The sequence below is a fragment of the Paenibacillus sp. 01T431 genome (assembly GCF_056398625.1).
On the sequence record NZ_JBFTPT010000014.1, the window covers coordinates 230,065 to 256,313 of the forward strand.

A 26,249-nucleotide genomic window follows, 5' to 3' on the forward strand; every position below is an offset into this window, starting at 1 on the left:
AAATATATTGGGTATATTTTCTCGCAGTTTTATAACCCTATTAACATTTGGGACTCCCTTCCTTTTATGTATACACATAGTCATCTGTACGATATATTGTGGAGAATATTAAATGTCCCGATTGACTGTTATCAAGTGTTATATAGATTAGAAAGCACCATTCGCGAAGGGAGGAGATTTCATCGAAGACCAGACCATTGAGCAATTCATCGTACGGGTGCAAAAAGGCGATTCGAGTTACTATGTCGAGGTCGTACAAAAGTATCAGCAGGCCATCTACCGCTACTGCTTGCGGTTACTTGGAAATCAGCAGGATGCTGAAGATGCAGCCCAAGATATTTTTATAAAAGCGTTCGAGTCTATTATGCAATATAAGAACACGGTCAGCTTCTCTTCATGGTTGTACAAAATTGCCTACCGTCATTGTTTAAACCTATTGCGTAAGCGAAAATACCAGCTTCGTCTGCTGCTTCGATTGTTTACTCCAGAAGTGAAAGCAGAGAGTCCAGAACAAACGATAGACAACCGATTATTCAGCCCGCAATTAATGTATGCACTGACTGCGTTATCTCCAGAGGATCGATCTATGCTCATTCTTCGCATTTTTGAAGAACGAACTTTTGAGGAGCTGGGTGAGATTATGGGATGCAAACCAGAGGCTGCCAAAAAAAGAGTAAGCAGAATGAAAGAAAAGGTTAGAAAAAAAATGGCGGAATGGCAGGAGGAGCTAAAATGGGACGAGAACAATCAGACGATCAATTTAAAGACTTAAGGCAGCACTCCATACTTGATCATCAGATCAATACTATTAATTTATCAGATGCTGTAATGAACCATATTTCTGCTTCGCAATCAGGCATAAAGGTCCGAAGCTACAACCCAGTAAAGCGATTTCCGATCTACGCCACGATTCTATTCATTGTGCTTCTAACATCTGCATCCGTATATGCTGCAAGTGAGCTGATTCAAATTCGTGATCGTGCGGGAGATGTCAAAATTAAATCCATTGTGCTAGAGTCAGAATCGAAAATCGTACCTTATACGCATCAAAATAATTCTCCGCTTCCAACTTATAGAGATCGCGTACTAGAATTAGTTAAGCCAGGACAAATGCTGGCCTACTTCGTTAGAAATGATCGTTCGTCTCTAGCTATACTGTACCTCCACAACACAAATACGAACACTTCTTACAACGATTTTAAGGAGCTTCTCGATCGCACTTCCGCTCCTGTCATTAAGGAGCCCGTTAACTTGCCAGATGGGTTCACATTCAAATACGGCAGCGTCATGCCGCTCACTCCGAATGAACATGACGCTTCCTTGGCTGAAGAATACGCTAGATTGCTTGCGTTGTTCAAACAAAGGGCTGCGGCGGAGCCGGATCAGGATTTATTCGTCGAAGAGGTAAACTGGACAAAAGCAAATATATCGGAGCTCGAATACATGAAAAACAACATGAGCATTCGAATCCAAGCCATGAAAAACATGATTGGCATGGAGGTTGCTCTTTCCGCGGAATATACACAAGAAACAGTCGCTATAAACGGCATAGAAACCATTTTTGCAAGCGGCAGTATACACGGCTTTCAAAGCTATCAAGCGATATGGTATGACGAAGCGCAAAAAACACATTATCAGGTGACAGCATCAGGCAATGTAGATCTGACAGAAGAGCAATTTAAGCTCGTCGTAAAAGGCTTGATCTAGGGCTAGAGACAGGGTCAAATAAAGCAAGTTTAATAGCTGTTCTCCCTCCAGTATTCACTGGATGGCGAGCGGCTTTTTTTTCTATTCATTCCACTGAATCGTATGTTTAGATCTTGTATAGAAGCATAGTGTAAAATAACCATTGTTGTATGTATATTGCCATTTAAACTGGTCTTTTTGAGCTAAGTTCTATTAAATACTTCATTTTTTGGCGCTATGCACAAATTGGTAGTATATGCGAGCTGCATCCGGAGCATTTTGCATACTGTTGAAATGGCTGTTTAGTCCCATTCCACATGTTGGAACATGTCGGATAAAATAGAATCAAGTTGAGAATAAAGGGGAAAACGTGCTTGAATCAGAAAATTACACGCAGCAATAACCGTCAAAAAGGCAGCTTTGTATCTTTGAAAAAAACGACTCTCATCATCTACTTGGCAATCATCATTATTCTCATTGGAGTCTGCGGAGTTCTGTACGGCAAATATTTGAGTGTGGTTGATTTCAACCTGCAATCCGCTGTTGCTAATAAGCTAGAGCAATCAAATGAGCAAGCGCTCAATAATGAAACCGCTAACTCGAATTCAAGCAAAAATGAAAATGGCGGGCTTGAAACGATTGTAGACGAGCTAATCCCCGCAGGATCTGTAGACGATGAAGAAAAACAAGAACCAACTGAAGAAAAGCAGGATACCAATACGGGTTCCAAACCTGTTGAGACTAATAATCCAAATCCACCGGTCAAAGAGACCGTTAAAACACCTGACACTTCTAAGCCCGCTGTGACAGAAAAGCCTGACAAGGTGGAAAAACCTGTACAAGAACCGAAGGACAGCGACAAGACAACAGGCTCCTCCAATGAGACGATAAAGCTTCCAACTACCTATATCGTTCAAAAAGGCGACACCTTAAGCTCAATATCCGAGAAATTTTATCAATCGAAAGACCACTATGCACTGCTTGCAGAGCATAACCATATTTTGTTTATTAATGATATGAAAGCTGGAGATAAGCTAACTATTCCGGCATTATCCTCTGGCACTGGATCAACAGGCGGCAGCTCGCAAGGGTCAAAGGATTATTCCAAAATCACCCTGCCAGCAACCTATTTGGTACAGGCTGGCGATACCCTCTCCAGCATATCCAAAATGTTTTATAAATCCGCGGAATATGTAAGTTACATTGCGCAGGAAAACAAAATTGACAAAAACGCCGGATTGAAAGCAGGCAGCAATCTCATCATTCCTTCTCTTAAAAATTATAAGAAAGAGGAAGATGATAACTCATGGGGCGTATCTCCAGGTTTTGAGACAGTAGATCATACCGTTAAAAACGGTGAGACGCTTTACAGCATTTCCAAAACCTATTATGGCTCTAACAAATACGCGATGTTTATTGCCGACTTCAATCAAATCGTAGATATTGATAATGTAAAAGCCGGCACGGTATTGAAAATCCCTAAATGATTAGCTAAAAGAAAAACGACGCCCTCTTTTGCGAGAGGCGTCGTTTTTTTGTCTATTTCTTCCTTCCATATTGCTTGGCATAAGATGTAATGCGTCGATACATGCTTTTGTCCTTTAAATGCTTCAGCGGATAAAACTGCGGTCTCGTATTTACCTCTAGAATCCAGGCATTTCCGGTTTTGTCCAAGGCGACATCGAGGCCCAGCTCGCGAAATCTACTTCCATGTCTATCAAATATACGTCCAACTGATCTGCCAAGCCTCTTCAGTTCTGCTTCCTTTCTTTTTACTCTAGCATAACTGAACCCTGCTTGAGAAAGTGTATTCTTGAAATATCCGATCTGGCCGCCTTGGTGATAGTTTGTTGTAACTTTCCCCCGCTTGCCTATTTTCGTGAAGAGCGCACTGCTCTTCCATATGCCGTTGTTTGTCTTTTGTACCATGACCCGTATGTCGAAAGAGTTGCCATTCACAGTGGCAAGATGAATGCCTTTTTGCAGCAAATAAGAACGTTTCCTGGCATGCTTTTTCAATTTTCCATAAAGGGCCTCGAGCGTGGAGCAGTGATTTTTTTCGGAGTTGTGTTGGATCTGATAACCATTTCCCTGCTTCTTTATCCGTATAATATTAAAGCCGCCTGAACCAGTGGTCGGCTTGAAATAGACAGTTGGATATTGAGAAAGGATCATACTAAGATTCCTTCGGTTAAAGCGCAGCGTCTTAGGAACGTACGCTCTTACATCTGCATTTTTAAGCAGCCATTTCGTTTTTGTCCACTTGCTCTTAATCGTGGTACTCTTGTAGTTCATAATGTACATTCCCTCCTTATCCTTAACATATGAGGAGGTATGATTGTCTGATCGTGCTCTTGTCTAGTCGGTGATAGATATCTATGCAGCTCACTTTAATGGGAGCATGATTCCATAATTTAATATGATCGTTCAGCTTCATCGCAGTGCGAAGAAATGCGAAGAAAATCTATCCGTTCTCACTTGGTCAAGCACTGTAAAAAATGCGATACATGTGTTTAAAGGATGAGGCTTGTATGGCATATCATGCGGCTGATACTCATAATCCTATAGTAAACAACTAAGAATCAGCGCACATCCATCAGGCTTTTCAGCAAAAAAGTTAGGAAACCCCATTAAGGAGGTTATTTCTGATGAAGGCACTTAACGTAATTAGTCTTATTCTGATCATCCTAGGCGGCTTAAATTGGTTATCCGTGGGCTTGTTCAATTATGACGTCGTCAGTGAGGTTTTTGGGGGAACAGAAGAGGTTGGATCACGAATTGTATATATCGTCGTCGGTGTCGCTGCGCTTTACGCTCTATCCCTTTTTGGAAAGGTAACAAGCGAGGACTAACAAACAACGGCAGTAACTACAGGCCACGCCTGGCTAAGCCAGGCATGGCCTGTAGTTGTTTACTAGGAGATACTTGCACTTTTTTAAAAATTCGTTCTGCAAGCAAGAACATTATCATTCTTATCTCACTCGAAACGTTCTCGGCCCGTACCTGCGGACAAGCACTGGCGCAGCAGCGAAGTAAATCAACGTCAAAGCAGCTATACTCACCGTAAATGGCACTATCGGAATTCGCAAAAAGATACATGCCCCGCTAGCTGCTGATATCCCCATATTCACTATATAATATAGCGGGTTTTTCACATTCAGCTCTGTAGAATACGGTTGAAAAATATAATACATAAACAAATGATGTATGGTGAAAAACACGGCCAACGAAATAACACAGATCCAAAGCATAAGCAGTTCGCTGTTTAGCCACTCCCCGCCCGCTGCTGCGATAATCGCTGATAGTGACACCCCAAAAGCAGCGGCAATACTCAGGTTCAAACCCATCATTTTTTTTAGCCGAATGAGGAAATGACCAAAAGCTGAGCCGCGATAGAAGCTATAACGCATTAGGCTAAGATCACAGTTGTAGAACATGGCCTTGCAAATGTTCTCTCCAACGGACATGTAATACATAATCAGAACTAAGAACGGAAATACCATTCCCGCATTCCATTTTAGACTCTGCAGCTGCTCTCGGAATAGGAAGGTAAGTAGAACACCCACGACGCCAAAAGCACCAACGATAACTAATCGTTTGTTAACCGGGCTGCTGATCAGGCTGCGATGCCGGAGAAAAAATATAGCGTTCAAATACGCATAACCTTTTTTGCCGTCTAACTTGCCTTGCTCATTTACGTCTATGATATAATCGCTATCCTTTGATTTGACGCTCTTCTTCTGTGACTCTGTCACCATACGACCCAGATCGAGCAGAGGGTCATCCCTTTTAGTTGCCGCATCAACCACTCCACTATAACCGGTATAACGGGCCAACTGAAAGACAGCAATCAAGCCTACAGCTATAATGACAATACAAACCGGCAGACTCAGAAGAAACGTACCTGTAAACGGAACCTTGCCGAGCAGCAATGGCAAATACGCGCCGGCATAACCAATTAAAATAATCATCCATACGAGAGCTGTTTGTTTAATCAGTACAATGCCCGTTTTCTCAAAAAGCTTGAGATGTGCATACTCCGCAAGAACTCGCCACATTGTGACCATAATGGTTAGCAAAACCGCTTGCAATATGGAGACTCCCGCGAGTGATCCGAACAAAAGCATGGCTGGCAGCAGATATAACAAAAAGGTTGTATAACGATAGGCAAGTGACGCCTGCATATATCTTTTTCCAGACAACCTCATCAGCTTCACCGCTACGTACTTCTCTCGCTTTGGTTCGAGCACAGTCGCGCTGCTGATCGCTGCCACAACAAAACTGATGATTGCAAAAATATGTACAAACTGCTGGTGCTTTTCTTCCTCAGATAATCCCACAACGAATTCGGCTATAGGCAAGTAGATTAGTATCCCCAAATACGCGAATCGAAGCATGAATCCCCACAGCTGGGTAATGATGAGCGCTATTATAGAAACGGCCTTCTTGAGCCCCAAATTGGCGTAGAAGCTATTGTGCACCAGCTTGCCGAGCAGCGGCAGCTTCTGAATATAATAAATGAGCATGTTTGCCGTAATGGAGGTTCGAATGGCGAGCAGCGTATTAAGCGTTCTCAGCATGGGCCTCATCCTTCAGTAGGTTAATGACGGATTGCTCAAATTCCGCGCTATGCAGCAGCTCTGACGGTACGGCAGACAACTTCCCTTTGTTCAAAACAACCAGCTCATCGCATAGATCTGAAGCTAATTGCAATATATGCGTAGAGAAAATCAGAATGTGATCATTCTTCATCTCCCTCAGCATGTTCTTCATCTCCAGAGCAACAATAACATCGAAGGAGGTAAGCGGCTCATCGAGCAGTATAATTGGCGGTTTCGTTATGAGAAATAGCAGCATTTGCAGCTTGTTCTTCATGCCGTGTGAGTAACCTTTGATCAGCAGATGGCGATCCTCCATTGTCATGCTCATCATGTCAAAATAATAATCAATGCTCTTATCCATTTGCAGCTTGCCTTTGTTAATATCCATAAAAAACTTCACGAACTCATAGCCCGTAAGAAACTCGGGAAGAATCGGCAGCGAGTACACATATCCGACATCCTGCTCGCTTAGCTTCCTCGTGTGGCCATCCGCTTCCAACAGCACTTGCCCGCCATCCATGTCCTTCTCTCCGCTCAGACAGTCGAATAGCGTCGTCTTGCCTGCACCGTTTCGGCCAAGCAGACCATATATTTTTCCTTTCTCAAAAGTAAATCCGGCTCCTTGGAGCACTTGTTTATCCTCAAATCGCTTGACGATATCATCAATAATCAGACGCAATTACAGCTCCTCCCTTCATCCCACATTTTTCATCTCCTATTTTGTACGATAATGAGAACGAAAGGTCTCGAATTGTAAGGCTTCTGAAGGAAAATGATATGTAAATACATAGAATTACTTGCAGGGAGTAAGCACAAAAAGAGCAGCCAGCCTCCCTTCGACGGGAGAGCCGACTGCTCCTCATTGCAAAATATATAAGCAGCTGATAATGATTGGTACCTGATCACCGCTAGGCAGCCCTTCCGCAAACCTATTGGCTCAGATGCATACATTATCGTCCATTCGCTACTTGCTGATTTTTTCCTTCAGTTCGCCAAGCTTCTCCTGTGCAGTACCTTTCAGCTTATCCAACTTGCCTTCCGCCTGCAGCTTCTTATTATCTGTCGCTTTGCCGTAGCTATCCTTCATTTCGCCTTTGCTTTGGTTCGCAATACCCTTCACTTTATCTTTCAGTCCGTTTGTATTCATCTTCATCATCTCCTCGATAATTGTATGCTTCTTCTTACCTCCAAGGGGTGATTTTGAAACAGGGCTATATTGGAAGTCGGTAGTTTTACGGGTGAATTACCCTTTATTTAGTCTATTAAATACTCAAAATAAAGCTCGTTTACAATGTCATTTTTGATATCGATATAGAGATTAGTGGTGTGCGTGAACCAATAGTAGAGTGTAAATAAGCGCAGAAATGCACCTGTTTTTAACAAACGAGATGAAAATGATTCGAATAGGTGTATAAATGCATCTATTTGAGCAAAATTGAAAATTATTTAGTTAAATAAGTGCATTTATGCTCTTAGATTCAGCTATTGCTGACTGATGTGCACATTTAGCTAACCTGCTTTGCAGTGTTACATTCATTAGACAGTGTCTTGGCAAGCTTTTTCATAAAGCGTAGTTGCTTATTTTCAACTGAAAACCTTTAATATATAGACCCCGTTTATCTAAACAATAATATTACACACGATAATCGTAGGAATGCATATTCAGCAAGCTGTGTAACTGATTTATGCTAGTACTATAAGTTTGTTTGCAATATCGTTTGATCGTGCAACATTATCCGCCTATTTTGTAAACCAATATTAAATAAATATTGGTTTTATTGCATTGCGGTCTAGAATCGCGATGACTTCACACATTTAAGGAGGTGATTAAGAAAGAATGTAATGATGTGCAAAATTGAAAGCGCATTAATTCGAGGTTAAAACATTTGACTAGGAGGTTTTTTATGTTATCAATGAACGAATTGGTAAAAAGAAATCCATTCGTCATCATGTCTTTGGCATTTGTTTTATTGCTGTCGCAGCTTACGCTGTACCCCTCCGTATCTTCAGCCGCCGGAGGCCCTAATCTTGCTCTGGGCAAAGTTGTATCAGCCAGCGGCTATGCCGATGTGTATGTAGCGAGCAACGTTAATGACAACAATCAGGGTACCTATTGGGAGAGTGTAAACAATGCATTTCCACAATGGCTCCAAATCGATCTTGGTGCGAATACGAGCATCGATCAAGTTAAACTAAAGCTGCCTGCGGGCTGGGAAACACGTTCACAAACCTTAGCTGTACAAGGCAGCACAAACGGCACAACGTTCTCTAATATTGTTGGTTCTGCATCCTACACATTCAATCCAGCAGTGAGCAGCAACACCGTGACAATCAACTTTACAGCCACCAGCACCCGTTATGTTCGCTTAAACTTTACGGCTAACACGGGTTGGCAAGCTGGACAAATTTCTGAATTCGAAATTTACGGTTCCACAGTAACGCCAACACCTACTCCTACTCCTACTCCTATACCAACAGCTACTCCAACCCCTACACCTGTGCCTACACAAACGCCAACTCCTACACCGACGATTACACCTACACCTACAATTACACCGACGCCTACAATTACACCAACGCCACCTGCTGGCGGCAACTTAGCTCTAGGTAAATCAATCACTTCCAGTTCTACCGTCCACACATTCGTAGCAACGAACGGCAACGACGGCAATACGGCTACATACTGGGAAGGCGGCAGCAATCCTAGCCAATTAACCGTCGATCTCGGTTCCAATCACAACATCACATCGGTTGTTGTGAAGCTAAACCCGTCTAGCGAATGGGGTACGCGAACCCAAACGATTCAAGTGTTAGGCAACACCCAGAACTCTTCCTCATTCAGCAGCTTGGTTTCCGCGGCATCTTACACGTTTAACCCCGCTAACGGCAACTCGGTAACGATTCCGGTAACCGCTACGGTCAAACATGTCCAATTGAACATAACGAACAACTCCGGCGCTCCTGCTGGCCAAGTAGCCGAATTTGAAATCTATGGCGCTCCAGCTCCAAATCCGGATCTTACGATTACAGGAATAACTTGGACGCCTACAGCTCCGGTAGAGACGATTGCGATTACCCTTAACGCAACCGTTAAAAATATCGGCACTGCAAACGCCCCTGCGACTACAGTCAATTTTTATCTCGGCAACGAGCTAGCAGGATCTGCTCCAGTAGCCGCATTGACGGCTGGCGCTTCAGCTACCGTATCGCTGAATGCCGGAGCAAAAAATGCTGGAACCTACGCCGTTAGCGCCAAGGTCGACGAGAGCAATGCGATTATTGAGCAGAACGAGACTAACAACAGCTATAGCAGCCCGGCTGCATTAACCGTAGCTGCCGTGTCCAGCTCTGATCTAATCGCAACCGCCTCTTGGAATCCAAGCAATCCAAGTGCAGGCAATACAGTAACCTTTACCGTAAATCTTAAAAACCAAGGAAACATTGCTTCCGCCGGTGGTGCTCATGCCATAACACTAGTTCTTAAAAATGCTGCTGGTGCAACCATTCAAACCTTAAATAGTTCCTATAATGGCTCATTAGCTGTAGACCAATCCGTCAATGTCAGCCTGGGGACTTGGACCGCTGTCAATGGCAGCTACACAGTAACTTCCACTGTTGCAGCTGACACAAACGAAGTACTCATTAAGCAAGCAAACAACTCAAATACAACAAGCCTTTATTCCGGCCGCGGCGCTAATATGCCGTTTACCATTATTGAAGCAGAGTCCTCTTCCAATACAACGAACGGAACAAAATTAGCTCCGAACTTCAAGCCAGGCGATTATGCGGGTGAAGCTTCTGGACGCTCCGCCGTGCATCTTGATGCAACAGGCGAATATGTAGAGTTTACGCTGACTTCTTCGGCCAACGCTTTTGTCCTTCGCAACGCAGTTGCAGAAAATACGACCGGAACGATTAGTATTTATGCTAACGGTGTGAGTAAAGGCAAATTCACGGTAACCTCCAAGTTCTCTTATGTCTATGCAACACCAAGTACGCTTGGCCGCCTGGGTTACGACAATGCGCCTGGGGCAGGATTAACTGCTTACTGGCTGTATGAAGATTCCCAGTTGCTGCTTGACCAAGTGTATCCAGCAGGAACGAAGATCAAAATTCAAAAGGATGCTGGTGACGTTTCAGCAATCTATGTTGACATGATTGAAACCGAAAATGTCGCTCCTCCAGCAGCTAACCCCGACACGACTAAATATATTTCGGTTTCCTCTTCCAAATCCATAGAGCAGGCGCTTAATGAATTTAGACAGGATTCCACGAAAAAGGGGATTTACATCCCTGCAGGCGAATGGGTGATCAACAGTAAAATATTCCTTTATGGACGTGCAACCGAAATCATTGGTGCTGGACCATGGCATACCAAATTGGTTGCGCCACAGAACCAATCCAATACGGATGTAGGTTTTAATATTGGTTCTACCGCTAACGGTTCAACGATTAAAGACCTGTCTGCATGGGGCAACTATGTATACAGAACTGACGGTCCTGGTAAATTCATCGATGGCAACGGCATGCAGAATGTAACGGTTCAGAACGTCTGGGTTGAGCACTTCATCTGCTTGTATTGGGGCGTGAATTCCTCCAACAACACGTTCAAAGACAATCGTATCAAAAACACATTCGCGGATGGAATTAATATGACCAACGGCTCATCCTATAACGTGATTGACAACAACTACTCAAGAGGCGCCGGTGACGATGCCTTCGCCTTATTCAGCGCAGTTGATGCAGGCGGTTCCTACAATGTAGGCAACAAATACACGAATCTTACGGCAACCTGTGTAAGACGTGCAGCAGCTTTTGCCGTATACGGCGGCTCGGATAACCTATATCAAAACCTCTATGGTGCAGACACGTTGACTTATCCAGGCATTACCATCAGCAGCTTAAGCTTTGGTTACAACACATTAGGATTTGGCGATAAGGATACTATAATTGATGGCGTAACATTAGACCGTACGGGTGGAGATTTTTGGACCAGCGTCGGCGCTGATGACAAAATCAATGAATATCAAAACTTTGGCGCTATCTGGTTCTTCGGAGGAGACAGAACCTTCAAAAACATTCTCGTAAAAAATGTGGACATTAATAATCCCGTGTACTTTGGTCTAATGTTCCAGACAAAATCGCCAGAGAATCTTGCTATGCAAAACGTTCGCGTAGAGAACGTTAACATCAACAACCCTTCCCGCTACGGCATCAAGCTCGTGGTCAGAGGAGAACAAGGCCAAGGGCCAGCTGTCGGCGGAGCAAGCTTTACGAATGTGAAAGTGAATAATCCAGGTGTCGCAGCCATTTATGGTGAAAGCGGCAGCCCGAACTTTACAGTGACAAGAGTATCCGGAAACAACTGGTAATCTAGCGCAATGCAGAAGAAAACAGCGTACTCGGGTAACTGAGTACGCTGTTTTTTTCTAGCTCGAAACAATTTATAGGTAATAGTATCAGTTTAAAATCCCAAGTTAAGGCGACGTATCATACGGTCTCTTTTCTATTCTTATTAATTCTTCTTGTGAAAGTACACGCCTTTATTCCTTAATTGCTTTGTTGCAGCTTTTCCAGATGAACATCCAAGTTTTCAAACGTTTGCGTTATACCTGGAATCATTCCCATATCGATTACCGTTTGCAAAGCTTCTGGCGATGCATATTTCGCGGTGTTAACTAGCTTCGTCTTGCCATCTTGCTCAATAAAATCGAGTGTAACCATCATTTGCGGCATATTTTCCGCAACATTGCCTTCCGCATCCGAGAAACAATCTCTATAGACGATCTGCTCCGGTGCTGTAATCTCCTGATAGAATGCTTTACCCCACGATTCCATACCGTAGAAATCGCCTTGGTTCTTATCTTCACACTTCATGCAATAATGCCAAGTTCCACCTGGACGGAAGTCGACGTTGCATACAGGTATAGTCCAGCCTTTTGGTCCCCACCAATGTTTTAAATGCTCTGCCTCCGAAAAAGCTTTAAATACAAGCTCGCGCGGTGCTTGAAACACACGCTCCAATATAAGTGTGCTGCCTTCTACTTTCGAAACCAATTGATTAGTTAGGTTAGGGTTAGTCATAATAAACATCCTCCTCAAATTTGTTTATATCATTAATCCGTTTATGTCTTATTGCTAATCTTATTTATCTGTTTCCTTGTTGTGCAGCTCCAGTAAATAATCGTCTAGCCGATCGTAGCGTTCCTCCCACATACGTCGGTATGATTCAAGCCAAGCGTCTAATTCCTTAAACGGATCAGGACGCAGCTTGTAAATACGACGGTTAGCAATCGCCTGCACCTCAACAATACCGGCCTCGCTAAGGACGCGCAAATGCTTGGAAGCTTGGGGCTGGCGTAGGCCAAGCCTTTCAGCAATCTCCCCAACCGTTAGAGGACTCGCTCGCAATAGGTCAACAATCTGCAGGCGGTTAGGCTCAGCCAAGGCACTCATAACGTTAGCATTCATAAGAAAAACATCCATTCACTTGATTTAATTAATTCATCCTTCTTCTAAAGCAAACATTTAAAGCAAACATTGCTTTATCGAATCCTTTAAGCCCTCCCTCCTTGTATTTCCTTTTGTTGAATTAAATATACCACAACGGGAATATTCCTGTAAAGGAATATTCAAAATATTTTTAAAGCTTGCTTATGTTCCATGAAATCAACCGAGCAGCGGATTTAAGAACCATCGATATCATCGATGTTCTTATTCATCCTACATCGCCTCATCTAATTCTGTTTAAAGAAGAATAAATCAATTCGCTGTTTTCACTCGCAGCTATCAGTTAAAATACTATACTTTCCGATATAACATTAGGAAGTTTTTAACAATATAAAAAACGGTATTTAATTGGATTCGGAAGGATGAATTTTATGTTTAAGGTTAAGCGTCTAGTCACATGTCTGATCATTGTATCTTCATTATTTTGGGTAACAACAACAGCAAATTTGCATGCTCAGGATCAAAAAGATGACGGAAAATACGATTATCTCATTATCAAGCCCTATGGAATGAAAGGACACTGGGCTGAGCGTCTGTTTCAATGGGCTATGGCACAAAATATTATAAATGGATACCCTGACAGCAGCTTAAAGCCTGACGAGCCAATAAGTGAAGCAGAGTTTTTAAAAGCTCTTTATAGAGCCTTGGGTATGGCTTTGCCATCCGCAAGTTCCCCTGAGGGTAATAATGATTGGACAGATGGTCCCTATCGCCTGGCAGAGAACTTTAATCATCCTACATCCGGCGCTTCGAACCATAAGCTGAGAATGGAGCCACTCACAAAGTCACGAGCTTCAGAAATCATTTGTGCCGTGCAAGGGGTTCATTATGAAGGCGAAGACGCCGTTGTTTACCTCATTGGAAACGGTATGGCTAACAGTGATGCTATAACGCCAGAGCAATTCAATGGACAGGACTCTTTTACACGAGCAGAAGCCATTCAGTGGATTAGGCAGCTCACCTTTAAAGGAGTAATGGATCTATTAACAAGGCCAACCGCTCCATCGGATCGCACACTTCTACCGTCTTTACCATCTGCAGCCGTCCAGCGTATTCCAGATTTCAGCGCTGAACCTGTCACGGGAAATGACTTCAATTTATTTGGAAATAGTCCTTTTACTGAGGTGAAGATAGGAGATTCAAAAGAAACGATAGAGGATCTATACGAGGTTTCGGATGAAAAGGATGTCTTTAATAATAACATTTACCCTTTATTCTCAGCACACTACAACAAAGATGGGCTGATTGATTCTTGGAAAATAGATGAAGACACTATTGAACCTGCCAATACAAATCCGTCATTACGTACATATAAGGGGATTGTCCTTGGAGAAAGCACCATGTTCGATGTCCTTCGCCTATATGGAACTTTTGGTTTTAATGCAGACCAAACAGCTACCTATTTCTACGAGAAGACCAACGACGGAAATTTCCGTGACATTTCCATTCATGATAAGCTTAACAACCCTGATAATGTGTATTCAATATCGTTCATATTCGATAAGGAGAGCCATGCTGTTGTCTATGTCTCGACTTCTTGGTTCCCCTATTCTTATTTTGGATGGGAAGATGTTTAATGTTATACAAGAAACCCAGTACCGATGCGGTACTGGGTTTCTTGTATAGGTATAACATTCGTTCCAGAACCCTACATGAAAAGCACTTTTAAAAAAAGCATCCTTCTTATAGGTCACAATTTAGTTCACCAAACCATAAATCATAAATTATTCCTTTTTCAATCCCAGCTATCCCTTATGCTCTAACAGGTGCCACCTTATACGCGGCTCTATCCTCTGAATCTTGCTCCCCATCATGAGGGGATACGCCCCAGCCGAATGAAAGGACGGAAGCGAGATGCTGTGCTTCAGCTTCTGACAAGCGGGCGATGACCGCTTCGTTCTCCGGCTCCAGAATAAGCTCTGCTTCTTGCTTCAGTGCGACAAGTATCCAGCTATGAATGCCGCGAATCGTGTTGTACTTGATTTGATAGCCGTTCGTTACAGCTTGTACGAAAGTATCTTGCTCCTCATTCGCCAAAGCGGTTAAAGCGGTGTATTCGAAATGGAACTTGCTTTCATCTGTCGGCAAATTGCCAGCCTGCACTTTGCTAATCAGTTCATCATTTGGCCAGCCGTAAGCCTTCAGTGATTCCAGCATCAAGGCATCCCATTGTGAAAGCTTCGTTTCGGGCTTTAGTGTGTCAGCCATTCGTAATCTCTCCTTTATGCTCGCATTGAGCAGTCCTATGTGAAAGAGACTGCCCCGGTCATCATGGATAACCGGAGGCAGTCTCTTGCCAATATTAAAAGTTACTTGCTTGCTTTGTAGGCGTTTAGGAATTCTTTCGCTTTCGCCGGATCAGCTTTCAGCTCCATGCCTGTATTCACAAGCGGGCTAAGCGTGGAAACGGCTTTGAACTTGTTGCCATTGTAGAATGCCAAGATCTCATCCTGGTTGATGGAGTATAGAACTGCTTTCCGCAGGTCTGCGCTTTCTGCAACTGGACGATTTTTTGTATTGAACAGCAAGTAAGAAACAGCGTTGCTTTGTACAGTTTGAAGCGCCAGCTTGCTGTCGCCCTTCACAACGTCAAATTTCGTCTCGGATACGCCGTAGTAGATATGAATCTCACCACTGCGAAGCGCGGACAAGCTGCTGTCTGCATCTTTGATAAAGCGGATTTTAATATTAGCGATATTCGGCTCATTTTCTGTACCCTTCATATACGCAGGGTTTTTGTAGAAAATCGCTTCATAATCATTTTTGGAGGACAGGATGTAAGGACCGCTTGTAAACAACGTGTTGTTATACGCGCTGCCTTCTGTTACCGTATTTTGGTCGCCGTAAGGAATATCTTTGTTCACATCGAATTTAGCTACATCGTACGTGTTGATGCTCTCTACTTGTTTCTTGGACACGATACCTGCCGATTGGTGAGCCAAGTAGTTCAGTACTTGTGGGAAAGGCTCAGTCGTCGTAAGCTTAACGACTTGGTATTTACCCTCTTTGTTGTTCGCTTGCTTCTTATCAGATACAAGAGCGGAAATTTTTGAACCAAGACCTTTTTCAAGAGCTGCTTTTACTGTGTCGCTGCCACCGGAAACCTTAACAGCATCTAGTGCTGCAGCATCCGTTACAAGCTCCACGTTATTGATATGCTCGTGAAGAGTAAACGTACGGTGGTCAGGTACAGAGTTTTTGTCTTTCGCACGGTTCAACGAGAAGATTACATCGTCAGCACCAACGCGTTCGCCAGTATCTACTGCGAGCTTGTTTTTGATTTGAGCAAAATTGATATCGTCTCTTAGGATAAAGTAGTAATCGGAATTGCCATCAGCAATCGCATGATTCAACGATAGGGAACCTTCGGAAGTGATTTTATCATCATCTGTTAGATTCACTAGACGCACATACATATTCGTATTAATGATGTTGATGGAGCCGTCGTTGCCTTTGATTGGATCAAGCGACGTCAGCGTCGGCATAGTCGATTGAAGCACTAGCGCATCTTTTGCACGCTTTGAAGTGTCTTTAAAATCAACATCTTCCCAAGGTAGGGAACGTGACTTCGAGATGCGTACGGAATCCTTGTTCAGTACGTCTTGATTCAAGGCCTGTGCTTTCAATGAGTTGTATAGCGGCGCGATATAAGCCTTGTCAAAGACAAGCTGCTGCTCGAATTGCTTGTACGTTTCTGTGTACTCTTCTGGCGTTTGAGCACCAGCCGCATCAATCAATTTATCGATTTCTGGATCAGCAAGGATGCTGTAGTCTCCGCCTGTTTTGAAGAGCGAGCGTACTGCATAGTCGGGGTTACCTGTAACGGTAGTCCAGCTGGACAATGCGATGTCATAGTTGCCAGCGTCCTGCTGTGATTTGAAACTGCCGTAATCAGCTTGTAGATTCAATTTCACTTTAAAGCCGTTTTTGGTAAGCTGATCGCGAACAATGTTAAGGTCTGCCTCGTTTGAGCTCATGCCAAGCAATTCTATATCTACTGGGTTACTGTCAACGACTGCCTCTGTTCCTTGCGTTGGTGCTGGTGATTCCTTCACGTCGTTCTTTGTTGTTAATTTGCATCCGCTGAGCATAATCGAAAGACTGATTAGCAACAGTGCGGCGAATTTGCCTTTGTTCTTCATGATAGTAGTCTCCTCCTGTTTTATCTTTATCTTGTATGTTAACTCACATTCAGTTATCGCCCATTCCTGTCTCGTAACGTAGAAGTCGATGGAATATGAATGAGGTTAAGAAGAAACGACTTCGTCGTCCTTGTTTAAGGACAAGAAGTTTCTCGCAAAATATAGGCGGAGTATAAATGTGAAGCTTATACTTTCCTATATTTTAAAAAAGGGATGAAATCTTTAATCCAGCTTCGGATCCAGCGCATCGCGCAAGCCGTCGCCAAGAAAGTTGAATGAGAGTACAAGCGCGATAATCGCAAGTCCCGGATAAACAGCCGTATAGGCATGCGTTTCCAGATAGGCGCTTCCGAGCTTTAATATATTTCCCCACTCCGGAATATGCGGTTCGACGCCAAGCCCCAAATAACTCAAGCTGCTGGTCGAGATGACCGCAGTACCAATCGTCAGCGTAGATTTTACAATCATCGGCGCGATGGAGTTAGGTACGATATGCTTGAACAAAATAGTTCGGTCACTGGAGCCGAAAGCTCTAGCAGCCTGTACATATTCCAGCGTAGATACGAGCATGACATTGGCTCTCATTGTCCGAGCATAAGTTGGAATCGCACCTACACTTAATGCCAAAATTAGATTGACCGTGCTTGCGCCAAATGCCGCAATAATCGCAATGGCAAGCAGAATGCCAGGAATCGCATAGAGGATATCTAATATCCTCATAATAATATTGTCCGTATGCCGCCCATAATAGCCAGAGACTGCACCTAGAACGCCCCCAATCAAGACGGGGATGAGCGTTGACAACAAGCCAACTGCCAAAGAGATTCGTGCGCCGAAGACGATACGCGAGAACAGGTCTCTTCCGAAGTTATCCGTTCCTAGCGGGTAAGCCAGCTCAGGCGATTGAAGAATTAAGCTGTAGTTGTTCTCAACCGCAAGGCCGTAATCAAAGGTCAGGTAACTGGTTATGGCCAGCGTGAGCAGGAACAGGATAAAGAGCAGTCCCAGCATGGAAGTAGAGCTTCTCGACAGACGCTCCACAACTTCTCCAAGCTTAGAGCCGGATGAATACCCCTTGTCCCGCAGCTTCGCAATCAGCAATAACCCAAGAAATAATGCGAACAAGTTGCCGGATACCGAAGTTAAAATAAGGATCCCAGCAACGATTCCCATCCAGCGCGGCATCGCTGCTTGATCTGCATATTTAGCGACCAGCAGCAATGCTGCGAGCTGCAGGAGCGCGGCAACGATCAATAGAAACATACCGATCATAAACCCGTTAGCCACATAAGGCTTAAACAAGTTAAGGGCTGATACTGCGAATACGAGCAGAGTCGTAAGGAGCGAATAAACAGCTAACGTATACGCCGCGCTTTTTTTCTGCTTGATGAGCTGGAACGCCGTGGTTGCCACGAATACATTCGCGGTTAGAAGGCTTAACAGCAGTACATAACCAAGCATCCTTGTGGAACGTCTGATTGCGCCAAAACGGATAAGATCGCTTCGAATGAGCGCCCATACCGCCAGCTCGAGCAGAGCGAAGGCAAAATATGCAATGCTTGCAATGAGTACTGCAGGCTTAAATGACCCGTCACCGGGAACATAACTGTTTAGCAGAAGAACAAGACCAAGCGCCAGGGATACGATGCCAGCGAAGCTTGCCTGACTGTATTCTTGGCTCGATTTCAGCCTGAACTTGACTTCTTGCTTGCTGATAGTAGGATTCGTCAAGAGTAGCACCTGCTTTAGTATTGTTTCATTTTCGAGCGGATTCTAGGATCAAAAAACGCATACATCAAATCGACGATAACATTCACGATCGAGATGGTAATGGCTGTATAGACGACCCCGCCCATCACGCTAGGAATGTCGGGAATGAACTGCTTATCAACGATATAACTGCCGATACCGCTAATATTGAATACCTTCTCTGTAACCGCCGCTCCCCCGAGCATACCGCCGAACTGCAAGCCAATGACAGTAATAATGGGGATAAGCGCGTTGCCAACGGCATGCTTCCAAATAACACTTTTGCGGGCAAGCCCTTTGGCCCTTGCGGTCGTAATGTAATCCTCATGAATAACTTCAAGCGTCGATGAGCGGGTCATTCGGGCTACGGCAGCCGTTAGCCCTGTTCCTAAAACGACAATCGGCATAATCGCAGACAGCCAGTTCTCAGGGTTATACGTTGCAGGCAGCCATGGAAGCTTAATTGAGAAATTCAAAATAAAAATAAGCGCCTGCCAGAAGTTCGGAATCGACAATCCGAGCAAAGCAATGAACATAAAGGTATAATCAAAAAAGGAATTCGGTCTCGTAGCCGAAATAATGCCGATTGGCAAAGCAATCAATACTGCGATCAGCGTCGAGATAACCGTTAACGTGAGCGTCACCGGAAATTTATTCGCGATAGCTGCCGTAACATTCTCGTTGCCTGCAAATGACTTGCCGAGATCGAATGTAAATATACCTCTAATTGTGTCCCATAACTGGACAAGATAAGGTTGATCCAATCCGTACAGATGGTTGAAGGCTGCGATCTGCTCGGCAGTCGCTGTCTCTCCTAATAAGTTAGCCGCTGGATTCATCGGCGATATATACAGGATTGTAAAAACAAGAAAAGCGACGCCCAAAATAACGAATACTGACATCACGATTCGTTCCGCAACGTATTTCAAGTAAGGCATCGAGTAAATGGCCATCAACACATACATTGGAAAACCGATAATGAGTGATAAGATGAAGAAAGCCGGATTTAAGGCTAACGCATGATACGTATCGCCAAATGAAAACTTCAGCCCGTTCTCGCTGGCAAGCCGTTTGTCCAGCTCATGGTTGAACGATTCATTAAATTTGATCTCAGCCAACCGGTTCGCTTCCAGCTCGGTTTGCTCTGCGCTGACGGTTTGCCCGAAGAAACGATGCTTGCGGACAAGCTGTTCCTTAGCCTCGATAAGCAGCTTATCCCGGCGCCCAGTTGCAAGCAGCTTGCTCCTTGTCTCCTCGGCGATTGCTTTGTAGCCGTACTTCGTTTTACGATATTGATGAACGCCATACACGATGGCAGATACAGGAGCTCCTAACAGCAATATAAGCAGACTGTAGGCTGGATGTAATAACATTTTGCGGTAGATGGCGGCGATATGATCAACAAAGCCATTACCCGTAGCAGTTGCGTGCCCTTTCAAGCTAGTCCGCTTCCTTTCCATCTAGTAATTTTAAATTGCATTATTCCGATCAATATAGTAGATTTTATTTTATGGACTGGAATATGTCAATAACTTATAACTTTGTTACTTACTTTTTTTCATTATACATGATATAAGGAATATCAGGTATAAATAAGAATCTCTCTTTAAATTACCCTAATCTCAATTGGAAAACCACAGAATTGCAGGTGCATATATGGATACATTATTACAAGTTAACGATTTATCGGTTTCTTTTTTCGCCCGTAACAAAGAAATAGAAGCGGTACGTCACGTCAGCTTTGAGGTCCGTAAAGGCGAAACGCTCGGCATTGTAGGCGAATCCGGCAGCGGAAAGAGCGTTACCGCGCGTACAATTATGAGGCTGCTGCCCTCTCCCCCTTCCATGGTGAAGAACGGTGAGGTGCTTTTTCAAGGTCAAAATTTAGCCTTTAAAACCGATAAAGAAATGGAAGCCATACGCGGAAGAGATATTGGGATGATCTTCCAAGATCCCATGTCATCGCTCAATCCGACCATGCGGATCGGCAACCAAATTGAAGAAAGCTTGATCAAGCATCAAAAGCTGGACAAGAAGCAAGCCCGTACTGAAGCGATCGAGATGCTGAAGCTCGTAGGCATTCCGAACAGCGAAGCCCGCTATCATCAGTACCCTCATGAATTCTCTGGCGGGATGCGTCAGCGGGTCATGATCGCCATTGCGCTGGCATGCCGTCCTTCGCTGCTAATCGCAGATGAGCCGACAACCTCGCTTGACGTTACCATACAGGCACAGATCCTTAACCAGATGAAGGATATACAGAAGCAGCTGGGAACCTCCATTATTTTAATTACGCATGACCTAGGTGTCGTAGCCGGCATGTGTGATCGCGTCGTCGTCATGAAGGACGGAGAAATCGTCGAGACAGGAACAACGGAGCAAATCTTTGCCAATCCGCAGCATCCTTACACTGTTAAGCTTCTCCATGCATTGCCTCGTTTAGACGAGAAGAAAAAACCGAAGCCCATCCCTGCGATTATTCAGCGGGAAGAAGGCGTGCCTTTGCTGCAGGTCCGTTCATTGAAGCAATATTTTGATATGGGCAAAGGGCAGATTGTTAAGGCCGTTAATGATATCAGCTTCGATATACAGGCAGGTGAAACTCTCGGAGTTGTCGGTGAATCGGGCAGCGGAAAGTCAACGACCGGCCGCACAATTCTTCGCTTAAATGAGGCGACGGGCGGCGAAGTGCTCTTCAAAGGAATACCGCTTCAGCAATTAAATCGCTCGGAGATGAAGACGATGAGACGTCATATGGGCATGATCTTCCAGGACCCGTACGCGTCACTAAATCCAAGGCTTCGCATCATTGATATTATTGGCGAAGCGCTTGACGTACACGAAATAACGACCTCCAAACGGGATCGTCAGAAACGTGTCGAGGAGCTGCTTGAGATGGTTGGGCTAGATCCTTCTCATGCTATGCGCTACCCGCATGAGTTTTCCGGCGGCCAACGGCAGCGGATCGGCATTGCGCGGACGCTCGCTGTAGAGCCTGAATTTATCGTCTGCGACGAGCCATTGTCCGCACTTGACGTTTCCATTCAAGCACAGATTGTGAAGCTGCTCGAGGAGCTTCAGCAAAGGCTTGGTCTGACCTACCTGTTCATCGCCCATGATTTATCGATGGTGAAGCATATTAGCGACCGCGTCGCGGTCATGTATAAAGGGAAGATCGTTGAGCTTGCTGAAAGCGAGGAGCTTTACGCGAATCCGATCCATGCTTATACGAAGTCACTTTTGGCGGCAATCCCAGTACCCGATCCCAAGGTTGAATCGCAGAAGAAGCTGGTAGTGCATGAGGAAGCTGCCAAAGCTGATCCCTACGAGCTAGAACACTCCGAATTCGTTGAAGTGAAAAAAGGCCACTGGGTGGCCGTTGCAACCAGCTAAGCTGGCAATATTAAAGAACCGAAACCCGTTAGATGAGCGGGTTTCGGTTCTTTTTATTTGGACTATTGATACGTTGGACTTCCTTCAAGTGCAACCTAACGACGGATATACATCCCTATCGTTTACCCTTGTTTATCCGTCCATAATGTCCGCCGCCACACGGAAACCACAGTTGCCGGTAGAGCTGTCCGGTGTGTTTCCGCTTCTAGCTGCGACGCGGTAACGGTTGCAGTAGGAACGGTGGCATAGATAAGAGCCGCCGCGCATGGCACGTATTCCGGTCGGTTCCATGAACCTCGGGTTTCTCTCGGATGTCACTTGGTGGTATTCGGGGCTGAACCAGTCAGAGCACCACTCCCATACATTACCGGACAAATTGAACAATCCATACCCATTAGGCTCATAAGCATCAACGGGCGCGGTGCTTACATAACCGTCGCTGGCATTGTTCTTCACGGGGAATTTGCCTTGCCAAATGTTGCACATGTGCTTTCCTTCTGGTTTCAGCAAATCCCCCCAAGGGTAGGTTCTGCCTGTGAGCCCGCCTCTAGCGGCGTATTCCCATTCGGATTCCGTCGGCAAACGAGTCCCAGCCCAGGCGCAATATGCCATCGCATCGTGCCAAGTGATATGAACAACCGGGTGGTCAAGCCTCTCGTCAATAGTTGAATCCGGCCCCTCCGGCTTCGCCCAAAAGGCACCATCCACAGCAAGCCACCATGGCGCTTGCTGCGGGACCTGTCTGACCCGCTCTCGTGTCAGCTCGGAGGCCAGCAAATGGAACACAAATGACCAACCGAACCGTTCGGCTTCTGTAACGTAGCCGCTCTCTTCAACAAAGGAGCGAAATTCACCGTTTGTTACGGCATACGGAGAGATAAGGAAGGAATCGACATGCACATCACGAGCCGGTCCCTCTCCATCCGACGCGACCCCGCCCGCTTCACTCGTCCCCATCCTGAAAGTGCCCCCATCAATTCTTACCAACTGACTGATTCCTCGTGCGTGAGTGGATCTTGTGGGAAGCAATGGATCGTCTATTCGTTTTATTTTGGCGGCTGCTACCTGTTCTCTGCCTGCCGTACAACAAGATTTTCCTGGTATCATATCATTATTTGCCCCTCTCCCAGCCTATTAAGCATAGAATGCTGCCCCGCTAATCCCCGAGAATAAGAGAATCGTAAATGGATGCAATCGTAAACGAAATAACATGTATAAGCATGCAGCTACAATAAGGAAGGCCGGTAGGAGCTCGTTGATAGACAAGCTAGCAGATAAATGGACCACACAGAGTTGATAAGCGGCAAAAAGTATAAGAGCTGTAACAACAGGCTGCACGCCATACATGCAGCGCTTGAGATAATTTTTATGGTCACGGGTAATGAAGTAAATCATTCCTGCAGTCATCAGCATGGAAGGCAGCAGTAAGCCTAGCACACCAGCAATGGCGCCAATCACCCCGTAGGCTTGATAGCCGACAAGCAAACCCAAATTAACGGCGATGGGACCAGGAGACATTCCTGCAACTGCGATAACGTCTACAAGCATATCGCTGCTCATCCAGGCTTGGCGTTCCGTCTCCCTCTCAATTAATGGGATCAAAGCATACCCTCCGCCAAACGACACGAATCCCATTTGCAGAAAAAACCAAAATAACTGCGCCATGACTTCAGCTCCCAGATGAATGACTTAAATAAAATACATATATGAATTGTCGGCACTATCCTTGAATTGGCGTGTCTGCGAGCTTTTTGCACTCCGACCGCCATGTGTTGCAACGACACTGGCAGCAGCACCTCCGGTTATAAGCCAAATCGGATGTGTCTCCAAAAAAAGAAGTACAAGGCTTATAATCGCAATTGCTAACGAAAGTGTATCCTTAATTGATATCCTCCCCAGCCTAAAAACGGTATAGAGGATCATTGCAACAATCCCCCAGCCGATTCCTCTTAACGCTCCAATTACCTTCAAGCTGTCACTGAACTTGTTATAGAGTAGAAAAAGGCCGATAACGATGAGACAGGTCGGTAAGATGGCACCCATTGCTGCTGCGACCGCCCCCTTCACCCCGTCTAGACGATACCCGATCAATAAAGAAGCATTGATTGCCACGCCTCCTGGGGCCGCTGCCGCAAGCGAAAGCGTTTCTTGTAATTCCTCTTCATTCATCCATTTCCTGCTCGCAACAATCTCCCGTTCCAACGCAGGAAAAGTGGCGTATCCACCGCCAAAAGAAATAGGCGCAAGTTTTAGAAAGCTCCAAAATAGGGATGTTAATCGAGGAGAACTCGATTCAGAACGATTCACTTCGCAACACTACCTTCCTAATAATTAACCTTCTATTCGCAGCTTTGTTTATTCCAATCTGAAATAAGCATAGCTAAATCCGAAATGAGGGAGTGATTTCAAAGCATCTCTCACGCTTTAATCTTACACCTTAATCCCAATATGATAAAAACAATCCTTTCGATCCACCTCACAAAATAACAAATAGTAAGGACACATTAGAGCATCCTTCTCATTACCATTATTGTCTATAATGAAAAGCAGAAAGGAGATGAATCTATGAAAAAGACAAATATTCTATTGATTACGAGCGACCAGCAGCATTGGAATACGATAGGCGCATTTAACAATGAAGTCCATACTCCCAATCTGGACCGGCTAGTTCGTGAAGGTACAACCTTCAGCCGAGCTTATTGTCCCAATCCTACTTGTACACCTAGCCGTGCATCCATTATTACCGGCATGTATCCAAGCCAACACGGAGCTTGGACGCTTGGCACGAAGCTGCTCGAAGATCGACATACGATTGGCGAGGACTTCCAACAGGCTGGTTATAAAACTGCGCTGGTTGGTAAGGCACATTTTCAACCTTTGCGTTCAACAGAACAATATCCATCACTCGAATCGTATCCCATACTGCAGGATTTGGATTACTGGAGAACGAACAAGGACTCTTTTTACGGCTTCTCTCATGTTGAGCTAGCACGAAACCATACCAATGAAGCGCATGTTGGGCAGCACTATGCAGCATGGCTGGAGGATAAAGGATGCACCAATTGGCGAGATTATTTTTTGCCGCCGACAGGCACCATGGATCCTAACCAGACTTACACCTGGCCAATTCCTGAGAAGTACCACTATAATACCTGGATCGCCGAACGAACGAATCTGTTATTGGAACAATATAAACAAAATGATGACAGCTTTTTCTTGTGGTCCAGCTTTTTTGACCCGCACCCTGAATACTTGGTTCCTGAGCCATGGGACAGAATGTATGATCCCGATAAGCTAACCATTCCTGCCATGGTACCAGGTGAACACGATAATAATCCGCCGCATTTTCGAATGACTCAAGAAGAGGCGCCAGACTTCTCGTTCTTGCGAGAGAGCGAATTCGACATTCACGGTTATCGCTCCCATCATTACTATGAGTACGGCAGCAAATTCAGGCTGACGGAAAAAGACAAGAAAAAGCTGGTCGCTGTGTATTATGGCATGGTCAGCATGATGGATAAATATATTGGCACTATTCTTGATAAATTAGACCAACTCGGATTAGCTGATAATACGCTAGTCGTATTCACAAGCGACCATGGCCATTTCTTTGGACAGCACGGCTTGCAAGCTAAGGGCGGCTTCCATTATGAGGATTTGATAAAGCTGCCGTTCATCGTGAGGTACCCAGGGCACGTTGCGGCTGGCAAAACCTCTACTGCATTTCAATCACTTGTTGATCTAGCTCCTACCTTCCTTTCGTTCTCAAATCTGCCTATCCCTCATGCAATGACAGGAGTAGACCAGAAGGAAGTGTGGCTTAGCAGGTCTGATCAAGCAAGAGACCATGCCATTTGTGAATTCCGGCACGAGGCAACTACCATCCATCAGAAAACGTTCGTAAATGAACGATATAAAATCACGGTTTATTATAACCAGATATACGGTGAAATTTTTGACCTGCAAGAGGATCCTAACGAACTTCACAACTTGTGGGATAACCCTAATTACTCCAGCTTAAAAACAGAGCTCCTGCTGAAATATGTATGGGCTGAGCTTGGTAAAGAACCTATGCCGATGCCTAGAATTTGTCACGCTTAGCCTGTCCATCACGAAGCCTCAAGTCTGTAACCAAGCAGGTACTATTTGCATCATCGTACTAGGCCGC

The 26,249-nt window shown here is 44.8% G+C and carries 21 protein-coding genes; 8 read left to right on the forward strand and 13 right to left on the reverse strand.

What is annotated here, in order from left to right:
* Window positions 1-196: 196 nt before the first annotated feature.
* The 3 genes from AC1DM9_RS24760 (at window position 197) to AC1DM9_RS24770 (ending at window position 3,173) form a co-directional block, all read left to right on the forward strand.
* Complete coding sequence (locus tag AC1DM9_RS24760; protein WP_477582783.1) at window positions 197-772, forward strand: RNA polymerase sigma factor; 576 nt, start codon at window positions 197-199, stop codon at window positions 770-772.
* Complete coding sequence (locus tag AC1DM9_RS24765) at window positions 733-1,707, forward strand: hypothetical protein (RefSeq protein WP_477582731.1); 975 nt, start codon at window positions 733-735, stop codon at window positions 1,705-1,707. Before AC1DM9_RS24760 ends, AC1DM9_RS24765 begins: the two co-directional genes overlap by 40 nt.
* 353 nt (window positions 1,708-2,060) lie before the next feature.
* Entirely contained in the window at window positions 2,061-3,173 is a 1,113-nt protein-coding gene (locus AC1DM9_RS24770) for a LysM peptidoglycan-binding domain-containing protein (RefSeq protein ID WP_441878801.1), read from the forward strand.
* A gap of 52 nt (window positions 3,174-3,225) precedes the next feature.
* Here the strand turns inward: AC1DM9_RS24770 and AC1DM9_RS24775 are convergent, their stop codons facing one another.
* On the reverse strand, window positions 3,226-3,981 hold the full coding sequence (locus AC1DM9_RS24775; RefSeq protein ID WP_477582734.1) for a YheC/YheD family protein: 756 nt from the start codon (window positions 3,979-3,981) through the stop codon (window positions 3,226-3,228).
* 353 nt (window positions 3,982-4,334) lie between these two features.
* Here AC1DM9_RS24775 and AC1DM9_RS24780 point away from each other — a divergent pair, with 353 nt between their 5' ends.
* Window positions 4,335-4,538, forward strand: coding sequence for a DUF378 domain-containing protein (locus AC1DM9_RS24780; RefSeq protein ID WP_339206614.1), 204 nt, complete (start codon window positions 4,335-4,337; stop codon window positions 4,536-4,538).
* Window positions 4,539-4,658: 120 nt separating this feature from the next.
* Here the strand turns inward: AC1DM9_RS24780 and AC1DM9_RS24785 are convergent, their stop codons facing one another.
* The 3 genes from AC1DM9_RS24785 to AC1DM9_RS24795 form a co-directional block, all read right to left on the reverse strand.
* Complete coding sequence (locus AC1DM9_RS24785) at window positions 4,659-6,266, reverse strand: hypothetical protein (RefSeq protein ID WP_477582736.1); 1,608 nt, start codon at window positions 6,264-6,266, stop codon at window positions 4,659-4,661.
* Window positions 6,250-6,966, reverse strand: a complete 717-nt coding sequence (locus AC1DM9_RS24790) for an ABC transporter ATP-binding protein (RefSeq protein WP_477582738.1) — start codon at window positions 6,964-6,966, stop codon at window positions 6,250-6,252. The genes AC1DM9_RS24785 and AC1DM9_RS24790 overlap by 17 nt, the downstream gene beginning before the upstream one ends.
* Before the next feature lie 285 nt (window positions 6,967-7,251).
* Window positions 7,252-7,440: a CsbD family protein gene (locus AC1DM9_RS24795; protein ID WP_339209488.1), complete on the reverse strand. Its 189-nt coding sequence runs from the start codon at window positions 7,438-7,440 to the stop codon at window positions 7,252-7,254.
* Window positions 7,441-8,191: 751 nt separating this feature from the next.
* Here AC1DM9_RS24795 and AC1DM9_RS24800 point away from each other — a divergent pair.
* A complete protein-coding gene (locus AC1DM9_RS24800) occupies window positions 8,192-11,659 on the forward strand; it encodes a galactose-binding domain-containing protein (protein WP_477582740.1) in 3,468 nt (1,155 codons plus the stop codon).
* Between the two features lie 178 nt (window positions 11,660-11,837).
* Here the strand turns inward: AC1DM9_RS24800 and AC1DM9_RS24805 are convergent, their stop codons facing one another.
* Window positions 11,838-12,371, reverse strand: coding sequence for an SRPBCC domain-containing protein (locus tag AC1DM9_RS24805; protein ID WP_339206609.1), 534 nt, complete (start codon window positions 12,369-12,371; stop codon window positions 11,838-11,840).
* A gap of 60 nt (window positions 12,372-12,431) precedes the next feature.
* Complete coding sequence (locus AC1DM9_RS24810; protein WP_477582742.1) at window positions 12,432-12,758, reverse strand: ArsR/SmtB family transcription factor; 327 nt, start codon at window positions 12,756-12,758, stop codon at window positions 12,432-12,434.
* A gap of 410 nt (window positions 12,759-13,168) precedes the next feature.
* Here AC1DM9_RS24810 and AC1DM9_RS24815 point away from each other — a divergent pair, with 410 nt between their 5' ends.
* Entirely contained in the window at window positions 13,169-14,374 is a 1,206-nt protein-coding gene (locus tag AC1DM9_RS24815; RefSeq protein WP_441878815.1) for an S-layer homology domain-containing protein, read from the forward strand.
* Window positions 14,375-14,549: 175 nt separating this feature from the next.
* On the opposite strand, the gene AC1DM9_RS24820 is transcribed toward AC1DM9_RS24815, so the two are convergent.
* From AC1DM9_RS24820 to AC1DM9_RS24835, 4 genes are all read right to left on the reverse strand, one after another.
* Window positions 14,550-15,005 (reverse strand): hypothetical protein, encoded by a 456-nt coding sequence (locus tag AC1DM9_RS24820; RefSeq protein ID WP_441878817.1) that lies wholly within the window; start codon window positions 15,003-15,005, stop codon window positions 14,550-14,552.
* 101 nt (window positions 15,006-15,106) lie between these two features.
* Entirely contained in the window at window positions 15,107-16,939 is a 1,833-nt protein-coding gene (locus tag AC1DM9_RS24825; protein ID WP_076268688.1) for an ABC transporter substrate-binding protein, read from the reverse strand.
* A gap of 222 nt (window positions 16,940-17,161) precedes the next feature.
* Window positions 17,162-18,670: an ABC transporter permease gene (locus tag AC1DM9_RS24830; RefSeq protein ID WP_441878819.1), complete on the reverse strand. Its 1,509-nt coding sequence runs from the start codon at window positions 18,668-18,670 to the stop codon at window positions 17,162-17,164.
* 14 nt (window positions 18,671-18,684) lie between these two features.
* Complete coding sequence (locus AC1DM9_RS24835) at window positions 18,685-20,127, reverse strand: ABC transporter permease (RefSeq protein WP_441878821.1); 1,443 nt, start codon at window positions 20,125-20,127, stop codon at window positions 18,685-18,687.
* A 217-nt stretch (window positions 20,128-20,344) separates the two neighbouring features.
* Between AC1DM9_RS24835 and AC1DM9_RS24840 the strand changes: the two genes are divergently transcribed.
* Window positions 20,345-22,081: an ABC transporter ATP-binding protein gene (locus AC1DM9_RS24840; RefSeq protein ID WP_477582746.1), complete on the forward strand. Its 1,737-nt coding sequence runs from the start codon at window positions 20,345-20,347 to the stop codon at window positions 22,079-22,081.
* Between the two features lie 132 nt (window positions 22,082-22,213).
* Here the strand turns inward: AC1DM9_RS24840 and AC1DM9_RS24845 are convergent, their stop codons facing one another.
* Genes AC1DM9_RS24845 through AC1DM9_RS24855 form a run of 3 tightly spaced genes read right to left on the reverse strand, consistent with a single transcriptional unit; the run spans window position 22,214 to window position 24,388 of the window.
* Window positions 22,214-23,188: a formylglycine-generating enzyme family protein gene (locus AC1DM9_RS24845; protein WP_441878825.1), complete on the reverse strand. Its 975-nt coding sequence runs from the start codon at window positions 23,186-23,188 to the stop codon at window positions 22,214-22,216.
* Window positions 23,189-23,215: 27 nt separating this feature from the next.
* A complete protein-coding gene (locus tag AC1DM9_RS24850) occupies window positions 23,216-23,746 on the reverse strand; it encodes a chromate transporter (protein WP_477549056.1) in 531 nt (176 codons plus the stop codon).
* Between the two features lie 24 nt (window positions 23,747-23,770).
* Window positions 23,771-24,388: a chromate transporter gene (locus tag AC1DM9_RS24855; RefSeq protein WP_441878829.1), complete on the reverse strand. Its 618-nt coding sequence runs from the start codon at window positions 24,386-24,388 to the stop codon at window positions 23,771-23,773.
* Window positions 24,389-24,646: 258 nt separating this feature from the next.
* Here AC1DM9_RS24855 and AC1DM9_RS24860 point away from each other — a divergent pair, with 258 nt between their 5' ends.
* Window positions 24,647-26,182 carry a sulfatase family protein gene (locus AC1DM9_RS24860; RefSeq protein WP_441878831.1) on the forward strand — a complete coding sequence of 512 codons (1,536 nt, stop codon included), beginning with the start codon at window positions 24,647-24,649 and terminating at the stop codon, window positions 26,180-26,182.
* The last annotated feature ends 67 nt before the right edge of the window (window positions 26,183-26,249 follow it).